Source organism: Leisingera sp. ABM4_060, assembly GCF_056158765.1.
Genome location: NZ_JBSWTX010000001.1, coordinates 2,412,501 through 2,431,025, shown reverse-complemented (window position 1 = coordinate 2,431,025; position 18,525 = coordinate 2,412,501). Strand labels below are relative to the sequence as shown.

Genomic DNA, 18,525 nt, shown 5'->3' with positions numbered 1-18,525 from the left:
CCTTGCCGCAAGCAACCGAAAAGGTTTGATCCATGTCCCACGCGACCGATCCAAAGTCCTATGAAAACCTCGCCATCGATGTCCGGGACAACGGCGTCTATGTCGTTACGCTGAACCGGCCCGCCAAGCGCAATGCACTGGATGTGGCAACGATCGAGGAACTGGTCCGTTTTTTCAGCAATGCCCACCAGGGCGGCGTCAGGGCCGTGGTGCTGGCGGGCGAGGGGGAGCATTTCTGCGCCGGGCTCGATCTGGTGGAACACTGGAAAGAGGACCGCAGCCCCGATGATTTCATGCATGTCTGCCTGCGCTGGCATGAGGCGTTCAACAAGATGGAATACGGCGGGGTTCCGGTGATTGCCGCGCTTAAGGGAGCGGTAGTGGGCGGAGGGCTGGAGCTGGCCAGCGCGGCGCATGTGCGGGTGATGGACCAGACCACCTATTTCGCGCTGCCCGAAGGCCAGCGCGGCATCTTTACCGGCGGCGGCGCCACCATCCGTGTCTCGGATATGATCGGCAAATACCGGATGATCGACATGATCCTGACCGGCCGGGTCTACCAGGGGCAGGAAGCCGTCGACCTGGGGCTGGCGCAATACATCACCGAAGGCCCCAGTTTTGACAAGGCGCTGGAACTGGCGGACAAGGTGGCGCAGAACCTTCCGCTGACCAACTACGCGATCTGCTCGGCGATCAGTCATCTGAACAACATGTCCGGCATGGATGCAGCCTATGCCGAGGCGGTGGTGGCCGGGGTGGTGAACACCCAGCCCGCCGCGCGTGAACGGCTGGAGGCCTTTGCCAACAAAACTGCCGCGCGGGTGCGTCCAAACAGCTAAGCCCGGCGGCAGTCAGCCTGCGGCCCGGTCAGAACCATCAGGATCGTCCGCCCCTTGCGCATTTCAAAGAAACCGGTGCGGACGATCAGCCCCGGCGGTGGGCGTCCAAATCGGCGGTTTCCCCTGGCAGCGGCCTGCCAGCAGGTACCGCGGTTTTCCAGGGCCCCGGATCTGCCCGCATTAATTCACGGAATGCCCATCCGTTAGTTCTTCCAAAAGGAAGCTCATCAGCTGGTTCTTTCCCGAAAGCCCGGATTTGGCGTAGATCGAATGAGTCTGCGCCTTGACGGTGCCAATTGCTGCATCGCGTATCTCCGCGATTTCGGCGTTGGAGCACCCCTTGAGCACCAGTCTCACGACCTCCCGCTCCGACGGGGTAAGCTCCCAGGACTCATAATGCGCCTCCAGAAGCTGGTTGAAGGACCCCGATGCGGCTTTCAGCTTCTCTGCCATGGTGTCTGCGGCCTGCCGCATCGCCCGGACCTCAAAACTCAGCACAGCCACGGAGCAAAGCAGCCCCGCGGTGACCAGAAGCTCCAGGAAATGGTATTCTTCCCAATCTTCCCACCATTCCGGCTGGAGAAACTCTATGGCGCCTTCGATCAGCATCAGCACTGCCGAGACGGCAATGATCAGAAATGCCGCTTTTACTTTACTGCCGTTGCTCGCCATCTGCCGGTCTTTTTGCTCCCAGGAGGGTGGGCCGGCAGGTTGCCGGAGATAATTCTAATACACATCCCAATCGCCAGGTTGCAATCAGACAGGGCGGAAAAATACATCCTATCCGTATAATTCAAATGCGGAGCCAATTGGCTGATGGAGGCGCCGGGTTCAACCTGTGCTGCAGGCACGCTGCCTGGCCTGAAACACCGTGAATAATCATGGGGTCATTGAAATTGTTGACCGCGTGAACGGTCAAATCATTTTAATTCAAAGCTTGATGGCGCCTCCGTGATGGAGCCGCAGCCGGTTTACGGCCAAGCTGGAAGCGAGGTCCGCATATGCCCGAAACGGCGCGGAAGGCCTATTTGCTCGATACGCACCGGCTGCGCGACCCCGTGCAGACGCTGGAGCAGGTCCGGCCGCATCTTGCCAGCATGGGCATCACCCGCATAGCCAACCTGACCGGGCTTGACCGTATCGGCCTTCCGGCGGTGATGGTCACCCGGCCGAATTCCCGTTCTGTTGCGGTGGCCTTGGGCAAGGGGCTGTCGCTGGAAGCTGCGCGGGCCTCTGGGGTTATGGAGGCGATCGAGACCTGGCACGGCGAGCGGGTCTCGTTGCCGCTTCGCCTGGCACGCTTTGCGGATCTGGAGCGGGAGGTGCAGGTTGCGGATGTTGCCCGGCTGCCCCGGGTGGCAGGGAAAAGCTTTGATCCGCACTGTCCAATGCTCTGGGTTGAAGGCCATGACCTTGCCGCGAAAATATCCCGGTGGCTGCCATACGAGATGGTGGATACGGATTACACCGGTCCGCCCTGTGGCGGGCAGGGGGTGTTTCCGCGCTCCACCAACGGGCTTGCCTCGGGCAATGATGTTCTGGAGGCGGTTTGTCATGCGGTTTGCGAGCTGATTGAGCGGGACGCCACCACGTTGTGGCATTGCGCGCCGCGCCCGCAGCGCCTCGATCCTGTTTCGGTGAACGATCCGCGCTGCATGCAGGCGCTTGAGCGGTTGGAGAGGGCCGGGATTGACTACGGGATATGGGATACGGCGACGGACATAGGTGTTGCCTGCTTTCATTGTGTCATCTGCGAAGCGGGCAGCCAGCCGGGCCACATAGGGATCGGTGACGGCTGCCACCCGGACCGTTCCATAGCGCTGTTGCGGGCCGTGACCGAGGCCGCGCAAACCCGGCTGACCTATATCTCGGGCGCCCGTGATGATCTGGATCCGGCTGAGTTCACGGCAGAGGCGGTCGCAGCGCGGGGGCAATATGCCCGCGGCTTGATCCGCAGCAGCAAGCCGGAGAGAAGCTTTCTGGATTGCCCGGATTTCAGCGCGCTGTCCTTTGAGGAAGACCTGGACTGGCTGCTGGAACGCCTGAAATCCGCCGGCATGGATCAGGTGCTGATCGTTGACCTGTCCCGCGAGGGCTTGGGCATTGCCGTGGTGCGGGCCGTGATACCTGGTCTTGAGGCACCGCATGACGACCCGGGGTTTGTCCCTGGTCCGCGGGCTCAGCAGGTGATGGAGGGGGCAGAATGACGGCGGTTGTCTTTGCAGGCCCCACGATAGCGGCGGACGAGGTGAGGGCGGTGATCGATGCTGATGTTCTGCCTCCGGCCGGACAAGGCGACATCTACCGGGCAGCGCGGGAAAAGCCCGCTGCCATTGGTCTTGTCGACGGGTATTTCGAAGGCATGCCATCAGTCTGGCACAAGGAAATCCTTTGGGCGATGGAAGAGGGAATTGCCGTCTTTGGCAGCGCCAGCATGGGGGCCCTGCGGGCAGCTGAGCTGGCCGGGTTCGGCATGACCGGGGTTGGCCGAATCTTTGAAAGCTACGTCTCCGGCCTGCTGAGCGACGATGATGAGGTCGCGGTCCTTCACAGCCCGGCAGAGTTTGGCTTCAAACCATTGAGCGAGCCGATGGTTTCGATCCGTGCGACTGTTGAGCATGCTGCAAAGGAGGGGGCGCTTGCAGCTGATGAAGCTGCGCTTCTGCTGAATACGGCAAAGGCGCTTTTCTACCAGGAGAGGCGGTGGGACAAAATCCTGGAGGGGTTCAAAGAAGCCCGCTGGCATGCTGCATTCTCGGATTGGCTTCCGTCCGGGCAAATTGACGCCAAGCGCGAGGATGCTGTTGAGATGCTGGTGCGGATGGCGGCCTTTCTGAGCGGCGAAACGCGCGATGCGGCTCCGCCTGGGCATCGGGTCGAGCGAACGCTTGCCTGGCAGGGGCTGACACGCTGCATCGATGCAGGGAGCAAGGGCGTGCAAAACGATGCGCGCGGCCTGCTGGACGAACTGCGCCTGGACCCGGAGCGCTATGCCGGTTTCCGGACAAAGGCCGCAGTTCGCATGCTGGCGCTGGGCCGGGCCGAAGAAGGGGCGGAGTGCATTGAACGCACAGCGCTGCTGGGGCAAATGGCCCTGCACCGCGCAGCGCGGGGGCTGTCCCGAAGTAAGGAGCTGCGGAATTGGCTGTCGGCAAACGGGTTGGACGTGGCCGGATATGAAGAGTTGCTCCGGGCCACTCTATGTGTGGAGGAAACGGTCAACGGCCTCGGCCCCCGGTTGGAGCTGCATATTCTGGCTGAACTCCGGAATGCAGGTGCCTATGCGGGTCTGCAGGCGCGCGCGGCGGCAAAGGAGCAGAGACTGCTCGAGTTGGACCTGGACGGAAGCGGTTTGCAGAGGGCAAGCAATCTGCAGGTTCTGATCTGGTATTTTGAGACCTTGCTGGGCCGCGAAGTGCCTTCGGATCTCGGTTCCCATGCCAAATCCATCGGGCTTGCGGATGCGGAAGAATTCTATGCGCTGATCTCGCGTGAATTCATGTATCATCAAAGCTGCGTAAACCAGTCAGCGGCGGGAAAAACGGAATAGGCAGGAGATACAGGGAACACGGCGGTTCTGGAGGGACGCATGTACAACCCTGATGAGTTCGACGAAGAGGCACCGGGCACCCGGTTCCTTCTGTTTCCGCAGGCGCCGTTCCGCAAGCCGGATGCCGTCCCCGAACTTGTTGAAATCTCTGCGCCGCGGGGGAGCATCGGCCCGGGTCCGTCGGGGCCGCGCATGTATACCGTCAATCCGGCCGGCAAACGGACCCCCTATGGTGCCATCATTGAGCGCCCGGAAGGCCCGGGCATGTATCTGCCGCCTTGGGACGGCCATATTCAGCCGCCGCCGGAGCCGGATGAGTTTGGCAACTTCAGCCACATCCTGCCATCCGATCCCGCATTTGAGGCAGCGCATTTATTTGGTGCAGCGCATTTCACCATGGATGTCTGGGAAGGCTATTTCGGCCACCCGGTACCTTGGCACTTTGCGCGGGATTTCGAACGGCTCGAGCTGTCGCTCTTGCCCAGCCTCGACAATGCCCATATCGGCTGGGGTTTTCTGGAAACGGGAGGCACCAGCGAGCACGGCGGCGAATACCGTGCCTACAGCCTGAATTTCGATGTTGTTGCACATGAGATCGGCCATGCCATCATTTACAGCGTGGTCGGCATGCCGCCGTCAGAGGACGTGCCGGGCGAGTACTACGGCTTTCACAAATCCGCGGCAGACATGGTCGCGCTGCTTGCCTCCCTGCATTTCGGATCGGTTGTGGAGGAGCTGCTGGAGAACACCCGGGGTAATCTTTACACTTTTAATCAGCTCAGTCGCTTTGCGGAACTTGCCGGAAATGCGCAGATCCGGATGGCGGCCAATACCCGGACCCTGCCGGAATTTGCGCATGGCTGGACCAGCGAGCATGCGCTGTCCGAACCGCTGACCGGCGCCATGTTCGATATCTTTGTCGACATTTTCCACGAGCGGTTGCTTGTTCACCGGCTGATCACCCCGGAGATGGAGGACCTTTCGGACCGGCTGGAGGCGACGCCATATTACAGCGACGTCATGCAGGCGCTTTTTGATGCTCGTTATGCACTTGATCCCGAAGGGTTTCGCGTGGCCCTGCTGGAGGCCCGCGATTTTCTGGGCTCTTACCTGGCCGACGCCTGGAGCCTTCTGGAAGCGGAGAACCTCACGTATTCTGCCGTCGAACGGGCACTGCTGGCTGTTGATGCAAACATTACTGGCGGTGCCTTCCGCACAATCATCGAAGGCAATTTCAGAATGCGCGGGATCGGCCTGGTTCAGGCCGGCCCCCGCCTGCAATCCGCCGATGATACAAGCCACGCAGATTCGGTCCGAACCCGGGTGCCTGATCAGTAGAGATTTAATAACCTTTAAATTTTAACCTTTTTGTGGCATTTTAATTGCAGGGGGACTTTCTCGAACAATCGGGCTCGCACGTGTTTCGGCTCATGCATTGGGAGGAATTCTTCTGGTGTTGTTTCCATAGCCACGGGAGTGAGTAAGGTGGCCGAGACGTTACTCAGTTTTTCAGAAGTGTTACTATTTGGACGTTTGGTGAAGGACCTGAAGATCAAGGACAGGGGCCGCGGAGAGCGGTGCGGCGACAACGGGTTTCTCGCAAAACAGCTGCAGGAAGGAACCGATCCAAGGCTCGCCCGCATCTATGGGTTTTCCTATGAAGGCGCCTATCATCAGTTGCCTGAGCCGGTCATCCTGCTGGTGCACGGCAAAGGGGAAGACGCATTTGCCGAAAGCGGAGAATTCGCCCGCTCGCCCCTGAATCCGTCAAAATCCGGCGTTGCCGCGGCCGATTTCCAGATGGCGGACAAGATCAAGTTCTGGGAGTATGACAAGGCCGACTACACGATCCGCATGGATTTGATGACCGGTATGCTGGAACAGGTTCTGCTGGATGTGTACTTCGGGTCCGCAGGCCCGGCGGTCAGCGGTGCCAAGGTGAGCGGCGCCAAGGTCAGCGGTGCAAAGGTCAGCGGTGCCAAAGTCAGCGGTGCCAAGGTGAGCGGTGCAAAAGTGTCAGGCGACTGAAGCGCGCCTGCATTGCTTGCCGGTTCAGAAACCGGCTTTTTTCAGCCCTTCGACAAAGTGCTGGGTGTCCTCTTCCAGACGGTCAGGCTGGACCTTGGCCCAGCGGTCCAGCGAGAAGTTCGGGTGCGCTTCCTGGTGCTTCCGGGTCATTTTCTGTGCCAGATCCATGCGGCCAAGCTGGGCATAGCTTGCCGCCAGCATCCGTTGCCCCTCGGTGGGGTTGTTCATCTTCGTCAGCGTATCGATCACCGCCTGGTATTCCTTGAGATTATAATAGGCCCCTCCGAGGTGCCACAGGTACTGGTCCGGGAAATAGGGGTTCAGGCGCATGGCTTGCTGCAGGTGTTCGATGGCAGCTTCATTGTCGCCGGAATGCGCCATGGCATCTGCGAAGTCCGAACGCAGATCTGCATCATTGGGATTGAGGGCGAGCGCCCGCTTGTAGGCGCCGATCGAGGCGTCATGCTCCTTGCGGTAGAGATGCACGAAACCAAGTTCGCCAAAGCCCCGGGCATCTGTTGGATCCAGGTCGACAGCCCGCTGTGCAAATCCCAGCGCGGTATCAAGCGCATGCTCGGTGTCTTTCGCCCAGGAGTAGCGCCAGTTGATGTTCATCGTGCGGGATATTGCAGCCGAGGCCCGCGCATAATCCTGATCGCAGGCGAGCGCCCTTTCATAAAGCGCATGCGCCTCATGATTGTCCTGACGGGTGTACCTGAAGATAAACTGCTGGCCGCGCAGCACATACCCGTAGGCGGCAAGGTCTGAGGGGGCCCTTTGCGCCATCCGTTTGCGTTCCTGCGTCTCAATCAGAACGGCAGTAGCGGCCACTATGGCATCGGTGACCTCATCCTGTATCTCAAAGATGTCATCGATGTTCCGGTCATAGCGTTCCCCCCAGATGGTCCTGCCGCTGTCCGCGTCGATCAACTCGACCGCGACCCGCACCCGCGAGGCTGCCCGCCGGACACTGCCGCGCGCGATATAGCGCACCCCCAGCTCCCGTGCTGCGTCCTGGGGAGACATGGCCTGGGTCTTGAAGAAAAAGGCGGAGTTCCGGGCGATCACAAACAGGTTCTTGAACTTGGAGAGGTTCAGGATGATGTCATCGGTCAGCCCGTCGGCAAACCAGCTGTCGGATGGATCCCCGCCCTGGCTGGCAAAGGGCAGAACCGCAACCGAAGGCGTCTCGGGCCGGGCCGGCTTGGACGGCTGAAAGTCCGGCCGGCGGCTGGGCGCCATGGTCACGCCTGCAACTTCGCTTCTGACGCAGTAGGTCTGCACCGGCTCGGCAATATTTTTGAGTGAGCAGGGGCCAAGAAACTCGTAGCCGAACCGCAGCCGGTTACGGATCTGCTCATAGACAACCGAACTGACAAAGACGCGGCCGGGTTCTGCAATTTCCTGCAGCCGGGCGGCAATATTGACGTTGTCGCCATGGATCCCGCGGTCGTCCTCCAGAATTTCTCCCAGGTGCACCCCGGCCCGGAACCGGATTTTCTGGCCGTCGGGGCGTGCCTGGTTGCTCAGTTCTGCGATCCGGTGCAGCTCGACGGCGAATTGCACGGCATCGGTTGCCGTCTCAAACAGGGCCAAAACGCCATCTCCGCGGACCGCTATCACTTGGCCGTCATGGGCCTCGCAGGCCGCTTCAAGCTGCATCAGAAGTGATTTCAGCGCACTGTAGGTATCGACTTCGTCGTTCCCCATGAGCCGGGCATAGCCAACCACATCGGCAAAGAGCACCGCACCGAGCCTTCGCCGGAACGAAGGGTTTTCGCTTTGATCGCCCATTGGATGTCCCTCGTGCGTCTAGTTCCTTTGGTTTGCTCGCTGCCCTGCTGCCTCTTGTGCCTGTTCAGCCGGCTGTCTATGCGGACGGGCCGGGCGGCCATGTCCACTCCGGGGAGTCCGGTGTGCCAAAGCAGACCGCCATGCCGGCCTTCAGATTCCGGGCCAGCCCCGCACGGTGCGCGTCCCATTCGTCGCGCAAGATCCCGACTGCAACCATGTCGAAGCACCGGCCTTCTGCGAACCAGGCCCGGCGCATCCTGCCTTCGGTTTCAAAACCAAGCTGCGCGGTCATATCCCGGGAGCGCGCATTGTCTTCGCGGTAGTATGACGTGACGCGGTTCAGCCCGAGCTGGCGAAAAGCAAAATCCAGCACCAGTGCCATGGAGCGGATGCCGATACCCTGCCTGCGTCTTTCCTTTTCTATGAACAGTGCAATCACGGCATCCCGGTTAATTGCTGAAATCGCTTCCAGTCCGGCGATCCCTGCTAGCCCGCCGCCGTCTGCGGTAATGGCAAACCAGCATTTGCCCATGTTTCCGGCAGCATCCGCCGCAGCTTCCCATGCCTGCTCCGTTGCAACAGGGCTGAGTGGCGCGCGCGCCGAGCGGTCGAAACAGGCTAGATCCGCCACATCCCGGAACCAGCGGGATACCAGGGCGAGATCCGCCTTTTCCAGCGGCCTGAGCGTGAAGAGGCACTCCCGACTGTCGGACATGGGCCTGTTCCCCCTTTCCTCCCAGGATGTTCAGCATCTTCGATGCAATCCCTGCATGAATAATCCTGCCGGGCAATTGTACCATGTTTTGGTCCCGCAAGGCACTTTGTTTGGAGGAATGCCATGAATTCCCAAAGCAAAGGGCCTTTGCAGGCATTGTCCTGCCGGTCATCCTGCAGCTTGCGGAAGCGGCAGCCTTTGGAGGGATCGGGGTTCTGCCTGGTTTTTGGGCGCCCTTGCGTTGGCTGCCGCCGCAGGTGTCTTCCCGCTCTTGACACCCGGCGGATCGAAAGCAAACTCAGCGGCGGAAGAGGCATTGGGAATTGGCCCAGGTCCGCCTTTAGCAGGAGTTGCAGCCATGCCCGGTTTTGAAATCCGCCCCGCCAGCCCGGCCGAGCCGGAAGCCGTTGCGCTGATCCGGCGGCATCTGTCGCAGATGGCGGCGCAATCGCCGGAGGAAAGCTGCCACGCGCTGGATGGCAGCGGGCTGGAGGAACCGGATGTGCAGTTCTTCCTGCTGCGTCGGGAAGGGAGGGCGATTGCCATGGGGGCACTGAAATCCCTGAGCGGCGGCGCCCGCGAACTGAAATCTATGCATACGGCCGAGGAAGCCCGCGGTAGCGGGGCAGGGCGGGAGATGCTGGAGTTTCTGCTGTCGCTTGCTCGCGAGGAGGGCGCCACGGGGGTTTACCTGGAGACCGGCTCCACCGAAGAATTCCTGGCCTCGCGCAACCTCTATGGTTCGCTTGGCTTTTCCGAATGCCCGCCTTTCGAGGGCTACAGCGAGGACCCCTGGTCCGTGTTTATGCATCTGGACCTGCGCAGCGCGGCTTGACCCTCAGTGCTAGGCTGTCATAACAGGCGGCAAGCGGTCCCTTAGCTCAACTGGATAGAGCAGCTGACTTCTAATCAGCAGGTTTGGGGTTCGAGTCCTCAAGGGATCGCCATTTTCTCCTTTTGCCAATGAGGCATAAGTATGCACAGAAGCCGGTTTTCATAAACACCGGCTGTCAACACCAAAATGCTCGGCACAGACATTTTTGGGGACCTTCGTCCAGGGCGCAGCACTGCTCCGGGTCTTCAACGCGAAGGGCGGTTAGCCGGCTTTCTCTGCGGGCGCATCGGCGCTAATCAAAAACTGCAAAAGCGGACATACGCTCTTTCAGTCAGCGGTGTTCTGCGGCTTGTCCGTCAGGCCGAGGGTCTCGGTGAGATCGTGCTGCGCCACACTTTCGAAAACGATTGAGGTCTCGATTCTGCTGATTTCTTCGCGCGAGGAGAACCTCTCGACCACCAGCCGGTGCAGGTGCGAGGTGTCCTTGGTCAGCACTTCCACCACCGCATCAAACCGACCGCTGATCATCCAACCGGCGCGCACTTCGGGGATCTTCAGGATCTCTCTCAGAATGCGGTCCAGGTCGGTCTTTTTGTGTTCCGACATCTGGATGAACAACAGCGCCTTCAGCGACAGGCCCAATTGCTTCAGCCGAATATCGGTATAGGTTCCCGCGACCAAGCCGCTTTCATGCAACCGCTTGAGTCGTTCATGCACGCTTGACGCCGCCAAACCGACCTCATGCGAAAGCTCCTTGTTGGTCATCCGAGCATCTTTCGACAAAAGTGCCAAAATGCGTCGATCTGTTCGGTCAATATCCATCTTCGCCCCCCTACTTCCGAAATCACTTCGATGGTTGCAAATATATCCGCTTGATAATCATGTATCACAGCAAAATTACCGAAGATAGTTCGACAATTTGCCATTCACAACTACAACTCTTCGAACCGGGAGGTGCCCATGGAAGTCTCCGCATTTTTCGTCTTCGCGCTCATCGCGTCCGTCACGCCGGGTCCATCCAATGTTCTCCTGACGACGGTCGGCGCGCAGGCGGGTATCCTGCGCGGAATGCCCGCGTTGATCGGGACCGCCCTGGGGACCGGGCTAATCCTGTTCATTGTTGGCTTTGGTCTTGGCGCGACGATTTTGGAAAACCACGCGGTGCTGATGGTGCTGCGTATTGTGGGCATGGGCGCCATTCTTTGGCTGGCCTGGATGATCGCCACCGCCCCCGTGTCCGGCGAAACCGTTCAGGAAGAGGACGAGCTGAGGTTTGGTTTCCTGCCTGCGATGCTGCTTCAGTGGGTCAATCCGAAGGCGTGGATCGTTTCCGTGTCTATCGTCGGAACCTTCATGGCCGTCGAAGGATCAGCGTTTGAGCAGGCTGCATTGTTGAGCCTGGTCTTCATCCTTGCCGCCACCACCGGTTGCTTTCCCTGGCTGGCAAGTGGCGCTGCGCTGCGCAACCTTTTGCAACATCCGCCCCTCGCCCGCCTGTTCAACATGGCGCTTGGCCTTGGCCTCGCCGCCTCAATGATCACGCTGATTTAATAAGGACCCCCTGAATGTTCGACACAAAGATCGCCATCATCGTCCGCGATGACCTCGCCACTTGGCAAAAGCTCAATGTGACCGCCTTTCTGATGAGCGGCATCACCGGCGCCGACCCCGATCTGATCGGGGCCCCTTATGAAGACTGCGATGGCAATGCCCATCTGCCGATGTCGGTGCAGCCGGTGATCGTGCTGACCGGGGCGCCTAATGTGCTCACCAACATCCGCAACCGCGCGCGGGCCCGCGATGTCGAAACCGTGGTCTATATCGAGGAAATGTTCGCCACCGGTCATGATGACGCCAACCGCGCCGTGTTTGCCGAACATGGCCCGGATGAGGCCAACACCGTGGGGATCGCCCTGCACGCTGACAAGAAAATCGTCGACAAGATCACCAAGGGAGCAAAAATGCATGGCTGAACTGAAGGCATTGAGCGTCGGAGAGAGCGTCACCAGCAGGTCGGCACGGCTGACGCGAGAGGCCGCCATCGAATTTGCGCAGGAGTTTGACCCGCAACCGATGCATATCGACGACGCGGCGGCACAGGACGGGTTCTTTGGCACCTTAGTGGCCAGCGGCTGGCATGCGCTGGCGTTGACCATGCGACTGGCGGTCGAAGCGCGCCCCTTTGGCGATGCCCCGCTGATCGGCGCGGAGCTTGACCAGATCCGGTTCACCCGACCGATCCTGCCGGACTGCGACCTTTGCGTGCGCATCACCTTTGAAGCCATCGAAGAGGGGCAAGGGCAGCGCAGCTACAATTTTCTTGGGGTTGAAACTCTTGAAGCAGAGGCTGGTGGCACCCTGATCCGTCAACGCTGGCGGATGCTGCGCAGCTGAGTGGAACGCGGCCAACCACTGCAAAGAGCGATGCCTCTGGTCGACAGAAAGCTACTGCACAAGTTTTTCCTTTACCTCAATTAGGCTTGAGGTTTTAGCAAGGAGGCCATCAACTGATTGGAGAGACTGATGGCGGAAACGGAAAGCAACAAAAACGCAGACAACTTTGTGTCGTGGCAAGAGCTTCTCACGAGCGCTTATGCACCGTCCTTGGCGCTGGTGTGTCTTGCCGTTTGGCTGCACGCCGCCGATGGGCTGATCGTGGCGACCATGCTGCCGTCAATCGTCTCGGACGTTGGCGGGGCGGCGCTGGTCGGTTGGTCCGTATCGCTTTACGAGATCGCCTCGGTTGTGGCAGGTGCAGCGAGTGCGCTGTTAACCATGCGGCATGGGCTGCGGGGGCCGATGAGCCTCGCCGCCGCCCTGTTCGGGCTGGGGTGCCTTCTGAGTGCAATAAGTCCGACGATGGCGCTGATCCTGATGGGTCGCTGTTTGCAGGGGCTTGGCGGGGGCGGGCTGACCGCCATGGCGTTCGTGGCCATCAGCGCGATTTTTCCACGGCGCTACACGGCGGGCACAATTGCGGTGGTGTCAACCTTTTGGGGCGTCTCGGCCTTTCTCGGGCCACTGATCGGTGGTGTTTTTGTCGAACATGCCACATGGCGTTGGGGTTTCGGGTTCTTCGCGCTGCAAGCGCTTGGCCTGTCAGCCTGGATCGCATTGCGACCAGATCAGGCAGCCCCTTGCACCTCGGCCCCCGGCACCTTTCCCCTCAGGCGGTTGGCCTTGCTGTGTCTGGCGGTTCTTTTGGTGTCATCAGGAGGGGTTGAGGGACTTTGTTGCACAAATTGCGTGAGGGATTCACTGTGTGAATCCAGCGTGATAGCTGGAGTGGATGAGCAGTTGGTCCCCTACGAAATACAAGACCAGGAACTGGCCTTCGTACAACATCGCGCTGAAGCAGCGCGGTTCTGTATCGATCTGGTTTGATCCCGAAATGGTCTGGGTGCCGCCGCCAGGTGGCAAGCGCGGTCGGCGACAGCAGTTCAGCGATGCTGCGATCCAGAGCTGTCTGACCCTGAAGGTTCTGTTTGGCATGCCGTTGAGGCAAACAACCGGGTTCATTGAAAGCCTGCTGCAACTGGTCGGGTTGGACTGGGCGGTGCCCAATTTCAGTACATTGAGCCGCCGCCAGAAGACGTTGAACGTAAGCCTGCCGTATCGGGGTGGCGATGGTCCGCTGAACCTGCTGATTGATAGTACTGGTATCAAGTCCGAGGGCGAAGGCGAATGGAATGCCCGCAAGCATGGAGGCCCCAAACGACGCATCTGGCGCAAGATACACATTGGAATAGATGAAGAAACGCTGGAGGTTCGGGCCGTCGAGGTCACCACCAGCAATGTCGGTGACGCACCCATGCTGCCGGAGTTGCTGAACCAAATTCCGTCCGATCAAGACATTGGGGCAGTGACTGCTGACGGAGCCTACGACACCCGCAAATGCCACGACGCGATTGCCGCCCGCAAAGCCCACGCGGTCATACCCCCGCGCAAGAATACCAAGCCGTGGAAACCTACCACCCCTGGCGCCATCGCCCGCAACGATGCGGTCAATGCCTCGCGCTATCTCGGTCGCACCATCTGGAAAAGATGGAGTGGCTATCACCGCCGGAGCCGTGTCGAAAGCAAGATGCATTGCGTGAAGCGACTGGGCCAATCTTTGATGGCCCGGGACTTCGACCGGCAGGTCGCGGAAATCCAAATCCGTGTCGCCGTGCTCAATCGCTACACCGCTCTCGGCATACCCGTCACCGAGCCCGTAGGATAAGTCCGCCCGGGGAAAGGGGAAGTCTGCTCAGCGCCCGATTTGTGCAACAGAGCCCGCCTGAAAGAGATCGCCAGCAACTGCGCAGCTGCGCGTATAGCAAACCCACTGATCATCACAGACAAGGGCAGCGCCGCTTTGCCTTTTGTTTCAAGGCTGAGGCGGTTGCTTGAGCAGGGAGGGCTGAGATCAGGGCTGTTCAGCAGCATTTCTCCCAACCCCCGCGATGATGAGATTGCAGCCGGGCGGGCGCAGTTCCAAGCAGGCGGCCACGACGGCATTATAGCGATTGGCGGCGGCAGCGGCATGGATGGGGCTAAGGCAGTTTGCCTGGTAGCCAACAACGAAGTTGATCTCTGGGATTTCGATCTCGAACGGTCGCCGATGGATATGTCCGGCCAGCCGCCCTTTCCACCCCTGATCTGTATTCCAACCACAGCAGGCACCGGTGCGGAAACCGAAAGCACCGCGATGATCACGGAAACGGCCCGCATGATGAAACTTTGTGTCTGGCATCCCGAGCTGAAGCCATCCCTGGCCTTGCTGGATCCGGAAATTACGCTGGGGCTGCCGCCGCACCTGACAGCGTGGACTGGCATAGATGCAATGGTTCACGCAATCGAGGCCTGTTGCGTGCCTGCTTTTGCCTTGGCTAAACTCGAAGGTGCGCAGTCGTGTTCGCTCGACCATTTTGTGAGTGCATTTGCAAAGACGTACCGTCTCCCGCCTGCATACTCACCTTTCACTGTTGTCGACTTCGAAGAGGCCTTCAATCCCGAGGTGATGGCGTCGCTGCTTCACAAAGAACAATAACGATCAGAGCGCGTGTAGTTGCCGCGAAGAGCCCGTCTTGAGCGGGCTCTTTCTTTGCCAGACCTGTGCATGCGTTTGGTTTTGGCGTGCATGTTTTTGGGGTGCGCCACCATTTGTAAATTAACAAGTAGCTGATTTTAATTGGTAAAATTTGAGAGTTGGATTGCCGAATTGAAGATGCGTGCATTCCTATGTTTCATTGGCACCTTTGAAACCAGCCGGCAGGCCGCCTTGTCTGGTTTGGCGTCTGCGCAGTGGATCCATACTGGGGAAGTTTTCGGGGCGGCTGGGATTTCCGCTTCCCTTCATGATCTTCCTTGTCCAGTCCGCTCTGTCCCTTTTGTCAACGCTGCCGTATCGCTTTGCTGCATCTCAAAAGCCTCGAACCCACACGTTTTTGAGCGCGCTTCCGGCGGCAGTTTGAATACTCCAAGCCGCGGCAGGCGCGGTTGGGCTGCCGTTTCCGCACCGGCTGCTCCTATGCTGCGCAGCCCGCCGCTGCGCGGAAAGCGTTGATTTTACCGGAGGAAAGCGCAGTTGAGGTGTTCTGTGCAGCTGCGGGCACGGGTTAACATTTTTCTGTTGGTTTCACGCTACTCCGAGGGTGCCTCAGAAAGAATCACAGACGCGCGGAGTACTCTCATTGTTTTTCAAGACTAAGAAGGCCAAGCCGGCAGAACAGGACAGCAGCGCCAGGATTATCGCGGACGTGGTCGACAGGACCCAAGCCACGATCCAATTCAACCCGGATGGCACGATCCTGACGGCAAACGGCAATTTCTGTGCTGCGCTTGGATACAGGCTGGAAGAGATCCAGGGGCAGCATCATTCGATGTTTGTGGCACCTGAACTGGCGGCGGGTGAAGAGTACAAGCAATTCTGGCTGGATCTGGCCTCCGGACAGGTGGCCACCGGCCAGTTCCCGCGGGTGACAAAGGGCGGCGCCACCATTTGGATCCAGGCGACTTATGCGCCGGTTACGGGCGAAAACGGGACTGTGGAGAAGGTGGTCAAGGTTGCCACCGACGTGACAGTGCGGCGGGAGGGTCTGCAGGAAATCGCCAAAGGCCTGGATGCGATGAGCCACGGGGATCTGTCGCAGCGGGTCAAGCTATCGCAAGAGGCGGATATCGCCGCGCTGGGCGAGGCATTCAATCGCTCGGCGGAGCAGCTGGAAGCCGCCATGGGCGCGGTCACCCAGGTTTCCGGCGCGGTTGAACGCACGGCGGGGGAGATCTCGAAATCCGCGGGTGACTTGTCGCAACGCACCGAAAGCCAGGCGGCGACATTGGAGCAGACCGCGGCGGCGATTGAAGAGCTGACGGAAACAGTGCAATCCTCGGCTGAAGGCGCGGAAAAGGTGGAAGGCATTGTCAAGGAAGCCAAGTCCACCGCGGAACACAGCGGCGAGGTGGTCAGCAGCGCGGTTGCGGCGATGTCTGAAATCGAAACTTCTTCGGAAGAGATCGCCAAGATCATCGGCATGATCGATGACATCGCGTTTCAGACCAACCTGCTGGCGCTGAATGCCGGTGTCGAGGCCGCGCGGGCGGGCGAGGCAGGGCGCGGCTTCGCGGTTGTGGCCTCCGAGGTGCGGGCCCTGGCGCAGCGCTCGGCGGCGGCGGCCGGCGAAATCAAGCAGCTGATCGGTCAGAGTAAGCAGCAGGTGGCCAGCGGTGTCGACCTGGTGGGCAAAACCGGCGACGAGCTGCAGCAGATCATTGAAAGCGTCGGCAATATTTCGACCCATATCAGCCGGATTGCTGCGGGCGCCAAGGAGCAGGCGACCTCGCTGGGGGAAATCAATATGGGTGTTTCGCAGCTGGATCAGGTGACCCAGCAGAACGCCGCAATGGTGGAAGAGACCTCGGCAGCCAGCCGCCTGCTGTCGGCGGACGCAGGCCAGCTCACCCGGGAAGTGGCCAAGTTCAAAACCGGTTCTGCGCCAGTTGCAGCCCCGGCGGGTGATGTCGTGCCGTTCCAAGCCCCGGCAGTCACGGCGGCGAGCGGTTTCAGTGCCGCGCCCCTGGCCGCGGCAAACGGCTGGGATGACTTTTGACGCGTGCGTCCTGACAATACCGTTGAGGCAGTAAATTGATGTGTTGACACTCCCCGTCCGCACCGCAACGCTGGCGCGCAAAACGACGGGGAGAACATATGACCAGCCAGGAAGTGCCGGCTTACCCGCTGATCCGGCGGGCGGGGTTGAACGGGATGCTGGTGAGCTTTGCCGGCAGTTTGAGCGAGGCCTCGAACCGCGCCGCGCTGGCCTTTCGCAGCGCGGTTGATGATATGGCGCTGGAGGGGGTGGCCGAAACGATGGCCTCATTGGCCTCGGTGTTTGTCCGTTTTGATCCAAGCCTGCTGCCGCATTCTGTTTTGGAGGCCCGGCTGCAGGCGCTGCTGGAAGAACAGGACTGGACCCAGGCAGCTTTGCCGGCCGGGCGCCGGTTCTGGCGGGTGCCGACAGTCTATGGCACCGATCTGGCACCGCAGCTGGCGGAAGCCGCCGATGCAGCGGGCATGAGCGAGGCGCAGGCCATCGACAGCCTGGGGGCTGCGCGCGTGCGGGTGCTGACCATCGGCTTCGCGCCCGGCCAGCCCTACCTGGGCTCGCTCGGGCCGGAGTGGGACCTGCCGCGGCAGACGGGCCTGACTCCGATGGTGCCGCGCGGGGCGCTGGTGCAGGCGATCCGTCAATTCGTTCTGTTCGCCACCTCGGCACCCACTGGCTGGCGCCACGTTGGCCAGACCGGCCTGACGCTGTTTGAGCCGGAAACCAATCACCCCTTCGCCTTGCGTCCTGGGGACGAGATGGTGTTCGAGGCGGTTTCCAAACCGGACTTCCTGAAACATTGCCAGGAAGACCCGCGCCGCGGCGGCGCCATCGTCACGGAGATCACCGTATGAACGGGCTCAGGATTTTGCGGATCGGCCCTGCGGCCTCGGTCCAGGATCTGGGCCGTCCGGGGCTGCTGGGGCAGGGGGTTTCTCAAGGAGGGGCGGCGGACCCGCTGGCTCTGGCCGAGGGCGCGGCACTGCTGCGTCAGGAGCCTGGCCTCGCGGCCTTGGAAATGGGCGGCATGGGCGGCGAGTTCGAAGCAACGGCGCCTTTGCGCATTGCCTTGACCGGCGCGCCGATGGCGGCCGCGCTGGACAGCGAGGCGCTGGCCTGGAACGCCTCGCACTTGATGGAGCCGGGACAGCGGCTCTCGATCGGTGCTGCGCGGACAGGCGTCTATGGCTATCTGCATCTGGGCGGCGGTATCGCAACTGATCCGCTGCTGGGTGCCCGTGCCGTGCATCTGATGGCGGGGCTGGGGCAGGCCGCGCAAGCCGGCGGCCTGCTGCCCGCCGGGCCGGACCAGAGCAACGTCACCGGAATGTCGCTGCGGGCAGAGGACCGGTTCCAGGGCGGAGAGCTGCGCATCGTCGAGAGTTTCCAGAGCCACCTGTTCCCGGATGAGGTGCGGAGCCGGTTTGCGGCGGCCGAATTCCGCCGCGGCAGCCGCGCCAACCGGATGGGTGTCGAGATGGTTTCGGACGGCGAGGGCTTTGCCGCGGCTGGCCAGCTCAACATCCTGTCTGAGGTGATCCTGCCGGGAGATGTGCAGATGACCGGCGATGGCAAGCCTTTTGTCCTGCTGCGGGAGTGCCAGACCACGGGCGGCTATCCCAGAATCGGCACGGTGCTGGCCTGCGACCTGCCCAGGGTTGCGCAGGCGCAGGCCG

The 18,525-nt window shown here is 60.7% G+C and carries 19 protein-coding genes and 1 tRNA gene (1 of these 20 cut by a window edge); 16 read left to right on the top strand and 4 right to left on the bottom strand.

All coding sequences use genetic code 11. The annotated features are described in order from the left end of the window. The first annotated feature begins 32 nt into the window (after positions 1–32). On the top strand, positions 33–839 hold the full coding sequence (gene dmdD / locus ACXAEH_RS11725; protein WP_475032971.1) for a methylthioacryloyl-CoA hydratase: 807 nt from the start codon (positions 33–35) through the stop codon (positions 837–839). A gap of 180 nt (positions 840–1,019) precedes the next feature. Here dmdD and ACXAEH_RS11720 read toward each other — a convergent pair whose 3' ends face one another. Next, positions 1,020–1,511, bottom strand: a complete 492-nt coding sequence (locus ACXAEH_RS11720) for a helix-turn-helix transcriptional regulator (RefSeq protein WP_475032970.1) — start codon at positions 1,509–1,511, stop codon at positions 1,020–1,022. 329 nt (positions 1,512–1,840) lie between these two features. Here ACXAEH_RS11720 and ACXAEH_RS11715 point away from each other — a divergent pair, with 329 nt between their 5' ends. The 4 genes from ACXAEH_RS11715 (at position 1,841) to ACXAEH_RS11700 (ending at position 6,417) form a co-directional block, all read left to right on the top strand. Continuing rightward, complete coding sequence (locus tag ACXAEH_RS11715) at positions 1,841–3,046, top strand: YcaO-like family protein (RefSeq protein WP_475032968.1); 1,206 nt, start codon at positions 1,841–1,843, stop codon at positions 3,044–3,046. Continuing rightward, entirely contained in the window at positions 3,043–4,389 is a 1,347-nt protein-coding gene (locus tag ACXAEH_RS11710; protein ID WP_475032967.1) for a TfuA-like protein, read from the top strand. Before ACXAEH_RS11715 ends, ACXAEH_RS11710 begins: the two co-directional genes overlap by 4 nt. A gap of 39 nt (positions 4,390–4,428) precedes the next feature. Then, on the top strand, positions 4,429–5,727 hold the full coding sequence (locus tag ACXAEH_RS11705; RefSeq protein ID WP_475032966.1) for a gluzincin family metallopeptidase: 1,299 nt from the start codon (positions 4,429–4,431) through the stop codon (positions 5,725–5,727). A gap of 198 nt (positions 5,728–5,925) precedes the next feature. Beyond that, positions 5,926–6,417 carry a hypothetical protein gene (locus tag ACXAEH_RS11700; RefSeq protein WP_475032965.1) on the top strand — a complete coding sequence of 164 codons (492 nt, stop codon included), beginning with the start codon at positions 5,926–5,928 and terminating at the stop codon, positions 6,415–6,417. Positions 6,418–6,441: 24 nt separating this feature from the next. On the opposite strand, the gene ACXAEH_RS11695 is transcribed toward ACXAEH_RS11700, so the two are convergent. Both ACXAEH_RS11695 and ACXAEH_RS11690 read right to left on the bottom strand, forming a co-directional pair. Further along, entirely contained in the window at positions 6,442–8,211 is a 1,770-nt protein-coding gene (locus ACXAEH_RS11695) for an adenylate/guanylate cyclase domain-containing protein (protein WP_475032963.1), read from the bottom strand. Positions 8,212–8,287: 76 nt separating this feature from the next. After that, entirely contained in the window at positions 8,288–8,926 is a 639-nt protein-coding gene (locus ACXAEH_RS11690; RefSeq protein ID WP_475032961.1) for a GNAT family N-acetyltransferase, read from the bottom strand. 358 nt (positions 8,927–9,284) lie between these two features. Between ACXAEH_RS11690 and ACXAEH_RS11685 the strand changes: the two genes are divergently transcribed. Together ACXAEH_RS11685 and ACXAEH_RS11680 are read left to right on the top strand one after the other, a co-directional pair. Next, a complete protein-coding gene (locus ACXAEH_RS11685; RefSeq protein ID WP_475032959.1) occupies positions 9,285–9,761 on the top strand; it encodes a GNAT family N-acetyltransferase in 477 nt (158 codons plus the stop codon). Between the two features lie 35 nt (positions 9,762–9,796). After that, positions 9,797–9,873 (top strand) — tRNA-Arg (locus ACXAEH_RS11680). A 215-nt stretch (positions 9,874–10,088) separates the two neighbouring features. On the opposite strand, the gene ACXAEH_RS11675 is transcribed toward ACXAEH_RS11680, so the two are convergent. Beyond that, the gene (locus ACXAEH_RS11675; RefSeq protein ID WP_475032958.1) at positions 10,089–10,583 is read right to left on the bottom strand and encodes an Lrp/AsnC family transcriptional regulator; all 495 of its coding nucleotides are present in this window, start codon (positions 10,581–10,583) and stop codon (positions 10,089–10,091) included. Between the two features lie 138 nt (positions 10,584–10,721). Between ACXAEH_RS11675 and ACXAEH_RS11670 the strand changes: the two genes are divergently transcribed. The 9 genes from ACXAEH_RS11670 to ACXAEH_RS11630 all read left to right on the top strand — a co-directional run. Beyond that, a complete protein-coding gene (locus ACXAEH_RS11670; protein WP_475032956.1) occupies positions 10,722–11,312 on the top strand; it encodes a LysE family translocator in 591 nt (196 codons plus the stop codon). A 14-nt stretch (positions 11,313–11,326) separates the two neighbouring features. Then, on the top strand, positions 11,327–11,734 hold the full coding sequence (locus ACXAEH_RS11665) for a DUF2000 family protein (protein WP_475032954.1): 408 nt from the start codon (positions 11,327–11,329) through the stop codon (positions 11,732–11,734). After that, a complete protein-coding gene (locus tag ACXAEH_RS11660) occupies positions 11,727–12,155 on the top strand; it encodes a MaoC/PaaZ C-terminal domain-containing protein (protein ID WP_475032952.1) in 429 nt (142 codons plus the stop codon). The genes ACXAEH_RS11665 and ACXAEH_RS11660 overlap by 8 nt, the downstream gene beginning before the upstream one ends. A 129-nt stretch (positions 12,156–12,284) precedes the next feature. Beyond that, positions 12,285–13,145, top strand: coding sequence for an MFS transporter (locus tag ACXAEH_RS11655; RefSeq protein WP_475032950.1), 861 nt, complete (start codon positions 12,285–12,287; stop codon positions 13,143–13,145). Continuing rightward, on the top strand, positions 13,051–13,983 hold the full coding sequence (locus tag ACXAEH_RS11650; protein ID WP_475032948.1) for an IS5 family transposase: 933 nt from the start codon (positions 13,051–13,053) through the stop codon (positions 13,981–13,983). The genes ACXAEH_RS11655 and ACXAEH_RS11650 overlap by 95 nt, the downstream gene beginning before the upstream one ends. Positions 13,984–14,022: 39 nt before the next feature. Next, positions 14,023–14,793, top strand: a complete 771-nt coding sequence (locus tag ACXAEH_RS11645; RefSeq protein WP_475032946.1) for an iron-containing alcohol dehydrogenase — start codon at positions 14,023–14,025, stop codon at positions 14,791–14,793. Between the two features lie 643 nt (positions 14,794–15,436). Then, the gene (locus tag ACXAEH_RS11640) at positions 15,437–16,852 is read left to right on the top strand and encodes a methyl-accepting chemotaxis protein (protein WP_475032944.1); all 1,416 of its coding nucleotides are present in this window, start codon (positions 15,437–15,439) and stop codon (positions 16,850–16,852) included. Between the two features lie 98 nt (positions 16,853–16,950). Beyond that, on the top strand, positions 16,951–17,703 hold the full coding sequence (locus ACXAEH_RS11635) for a 5-oxoprolinase subunit B family protein (protein ID WP_475032943.1): 753 nt from the start codon (positions 16,951–16,953) through the stop codon (positions 17,701–17,703). After that, positions 17,700–18,525, top strand: partial view of a 5-oxoprolinase subunit C family protein gene (locus ACXAEH_RS11630; RefSeq protein ID WP_475032941.1) — the 5' portion only. It continues 206 nt past the right edge of the window; 826 of the gene's 1,032 nt are visible here — the first part of the coding sequence; the start codon lies at positions 17,700–17,702; its stop codon lies off the right edge, out of view. The genes ACXAEH_RS11635 and ACXAEH_RS11630 overlap by 4 nt, the downstream gene beginning before the upstream one ends.

Excerpts from the sequence above, each read along its gene's own strand:
- dmdD (WP_475032971.1), top strand. The coding sequence starts at position 33 with ATGTCCCACGCGACCGATCCAAAGTCCTATGAAAACCTCGCCATCGAT.
- ACXAEH_RS11720 (WP_475032970.1), bottom strand. The coding sequence starts at position 1,511 with ATGGCGAGCAACGGCAGTAAAGTAAAAGCGGCATTTCTGATCATTGCC.
- ACXAEH_RS11715 (WP_475032968.1), top strand. The coding sequence starts at position 1,841 with ATGCCCGAAACGGCGCGGAAGGCCTATTTGCTCGATACGCACCGGCTG.
- ACXAEH_RS11710 (WP_475032967.1), top strand. The coding sequence starts at position 3,043 with ATGACGGCGGTTGTCTTTGCAGGCCCCACGATAGCGGCGGACGAGGTG.
- ACXAEH_RS11705 (WP_475032966.1), top strand. The coding sequence starts at position 4,429 with ATGTACAACCCTGATGAGTTCGACGAAGAGGCACCGGGCACCCGGTTC.
- ACXAEH_RS11695 (WP_475032963.1), bottom strand. The coding sequence starts at position 8,211 with ATGGGCGATCAAAGCGAAAACCCTTCGTTCCGGCGAAGGCTCGGTGCG.
- ACXAEH_RS11690 (WP_475032961.1), bottom strand. The coding sequence starts at position 8,926 with ATGTCCGACAGTCGGGAGTGCCTCTTCACGCTCAGGCCGCTGGAAAAG.
- ACXAEH_RS11685 (WP_475032959.1), top strand. The coding sequence starts at position 9,285 with ATGCCCGGTTTTGAAATCCGCCCCGCCAGCCCGGCCGAGCCGGAAGCC.
- ACXAEH_RS11675 (WP_475032958.1), bottom strand. The coding sequence starts at position 10,583 with ATGGATATTGACCGAACAGATCGACGCATTTTGGCACTTTTGTCGAAA.
- ACXAEH_RS11670 (WP_475032956.1), top strand. The coding sequence starts at position 10,722 with ATGGAAGTCTCCGCATTTTTCGTCTTCGCGCTCATCGCGTCCGTCACG.
- ACXAEH_RS11665 (WP_475032954.1), top strand. The coding sequence starts at position 11,327 with ATGTTCGACACAAAGATCGCCATCATCGTCCGCGATGACCTCGCCACT.
- ACXAEH_RS11660 (WP_475032952.1), top strand. The coding sequence starts at position 11,727 with ATGGCTGAACTGAAGGCATTGAGCGTCGGAGAGAGCGTCACCAGCAGG.
- ACXAEH_RS11655 (WP_475032950.1), top strand. The coding sequence starts at position 12,285 with ATGGCGGAAACGGAAAGCAACAAAAACGCAGACAACTTTGTGTCGTGG.
- ACXAEH_RS11650 (WP_475032948.1), top strand. The coding sequence starts at position 13,051 with ATGAGCAGTTGGTCCCCTACGAAATACAAGACCAGGAACTGGCCTTCG.
- ACXAEH_RS11635 (WP_475032943.1), top strand. The coding sequence starts at position 16,951 with ATGACCAGCCAGGAAGTGCCGGCTTACCCGCTGATCCGGCGGGCGGGG.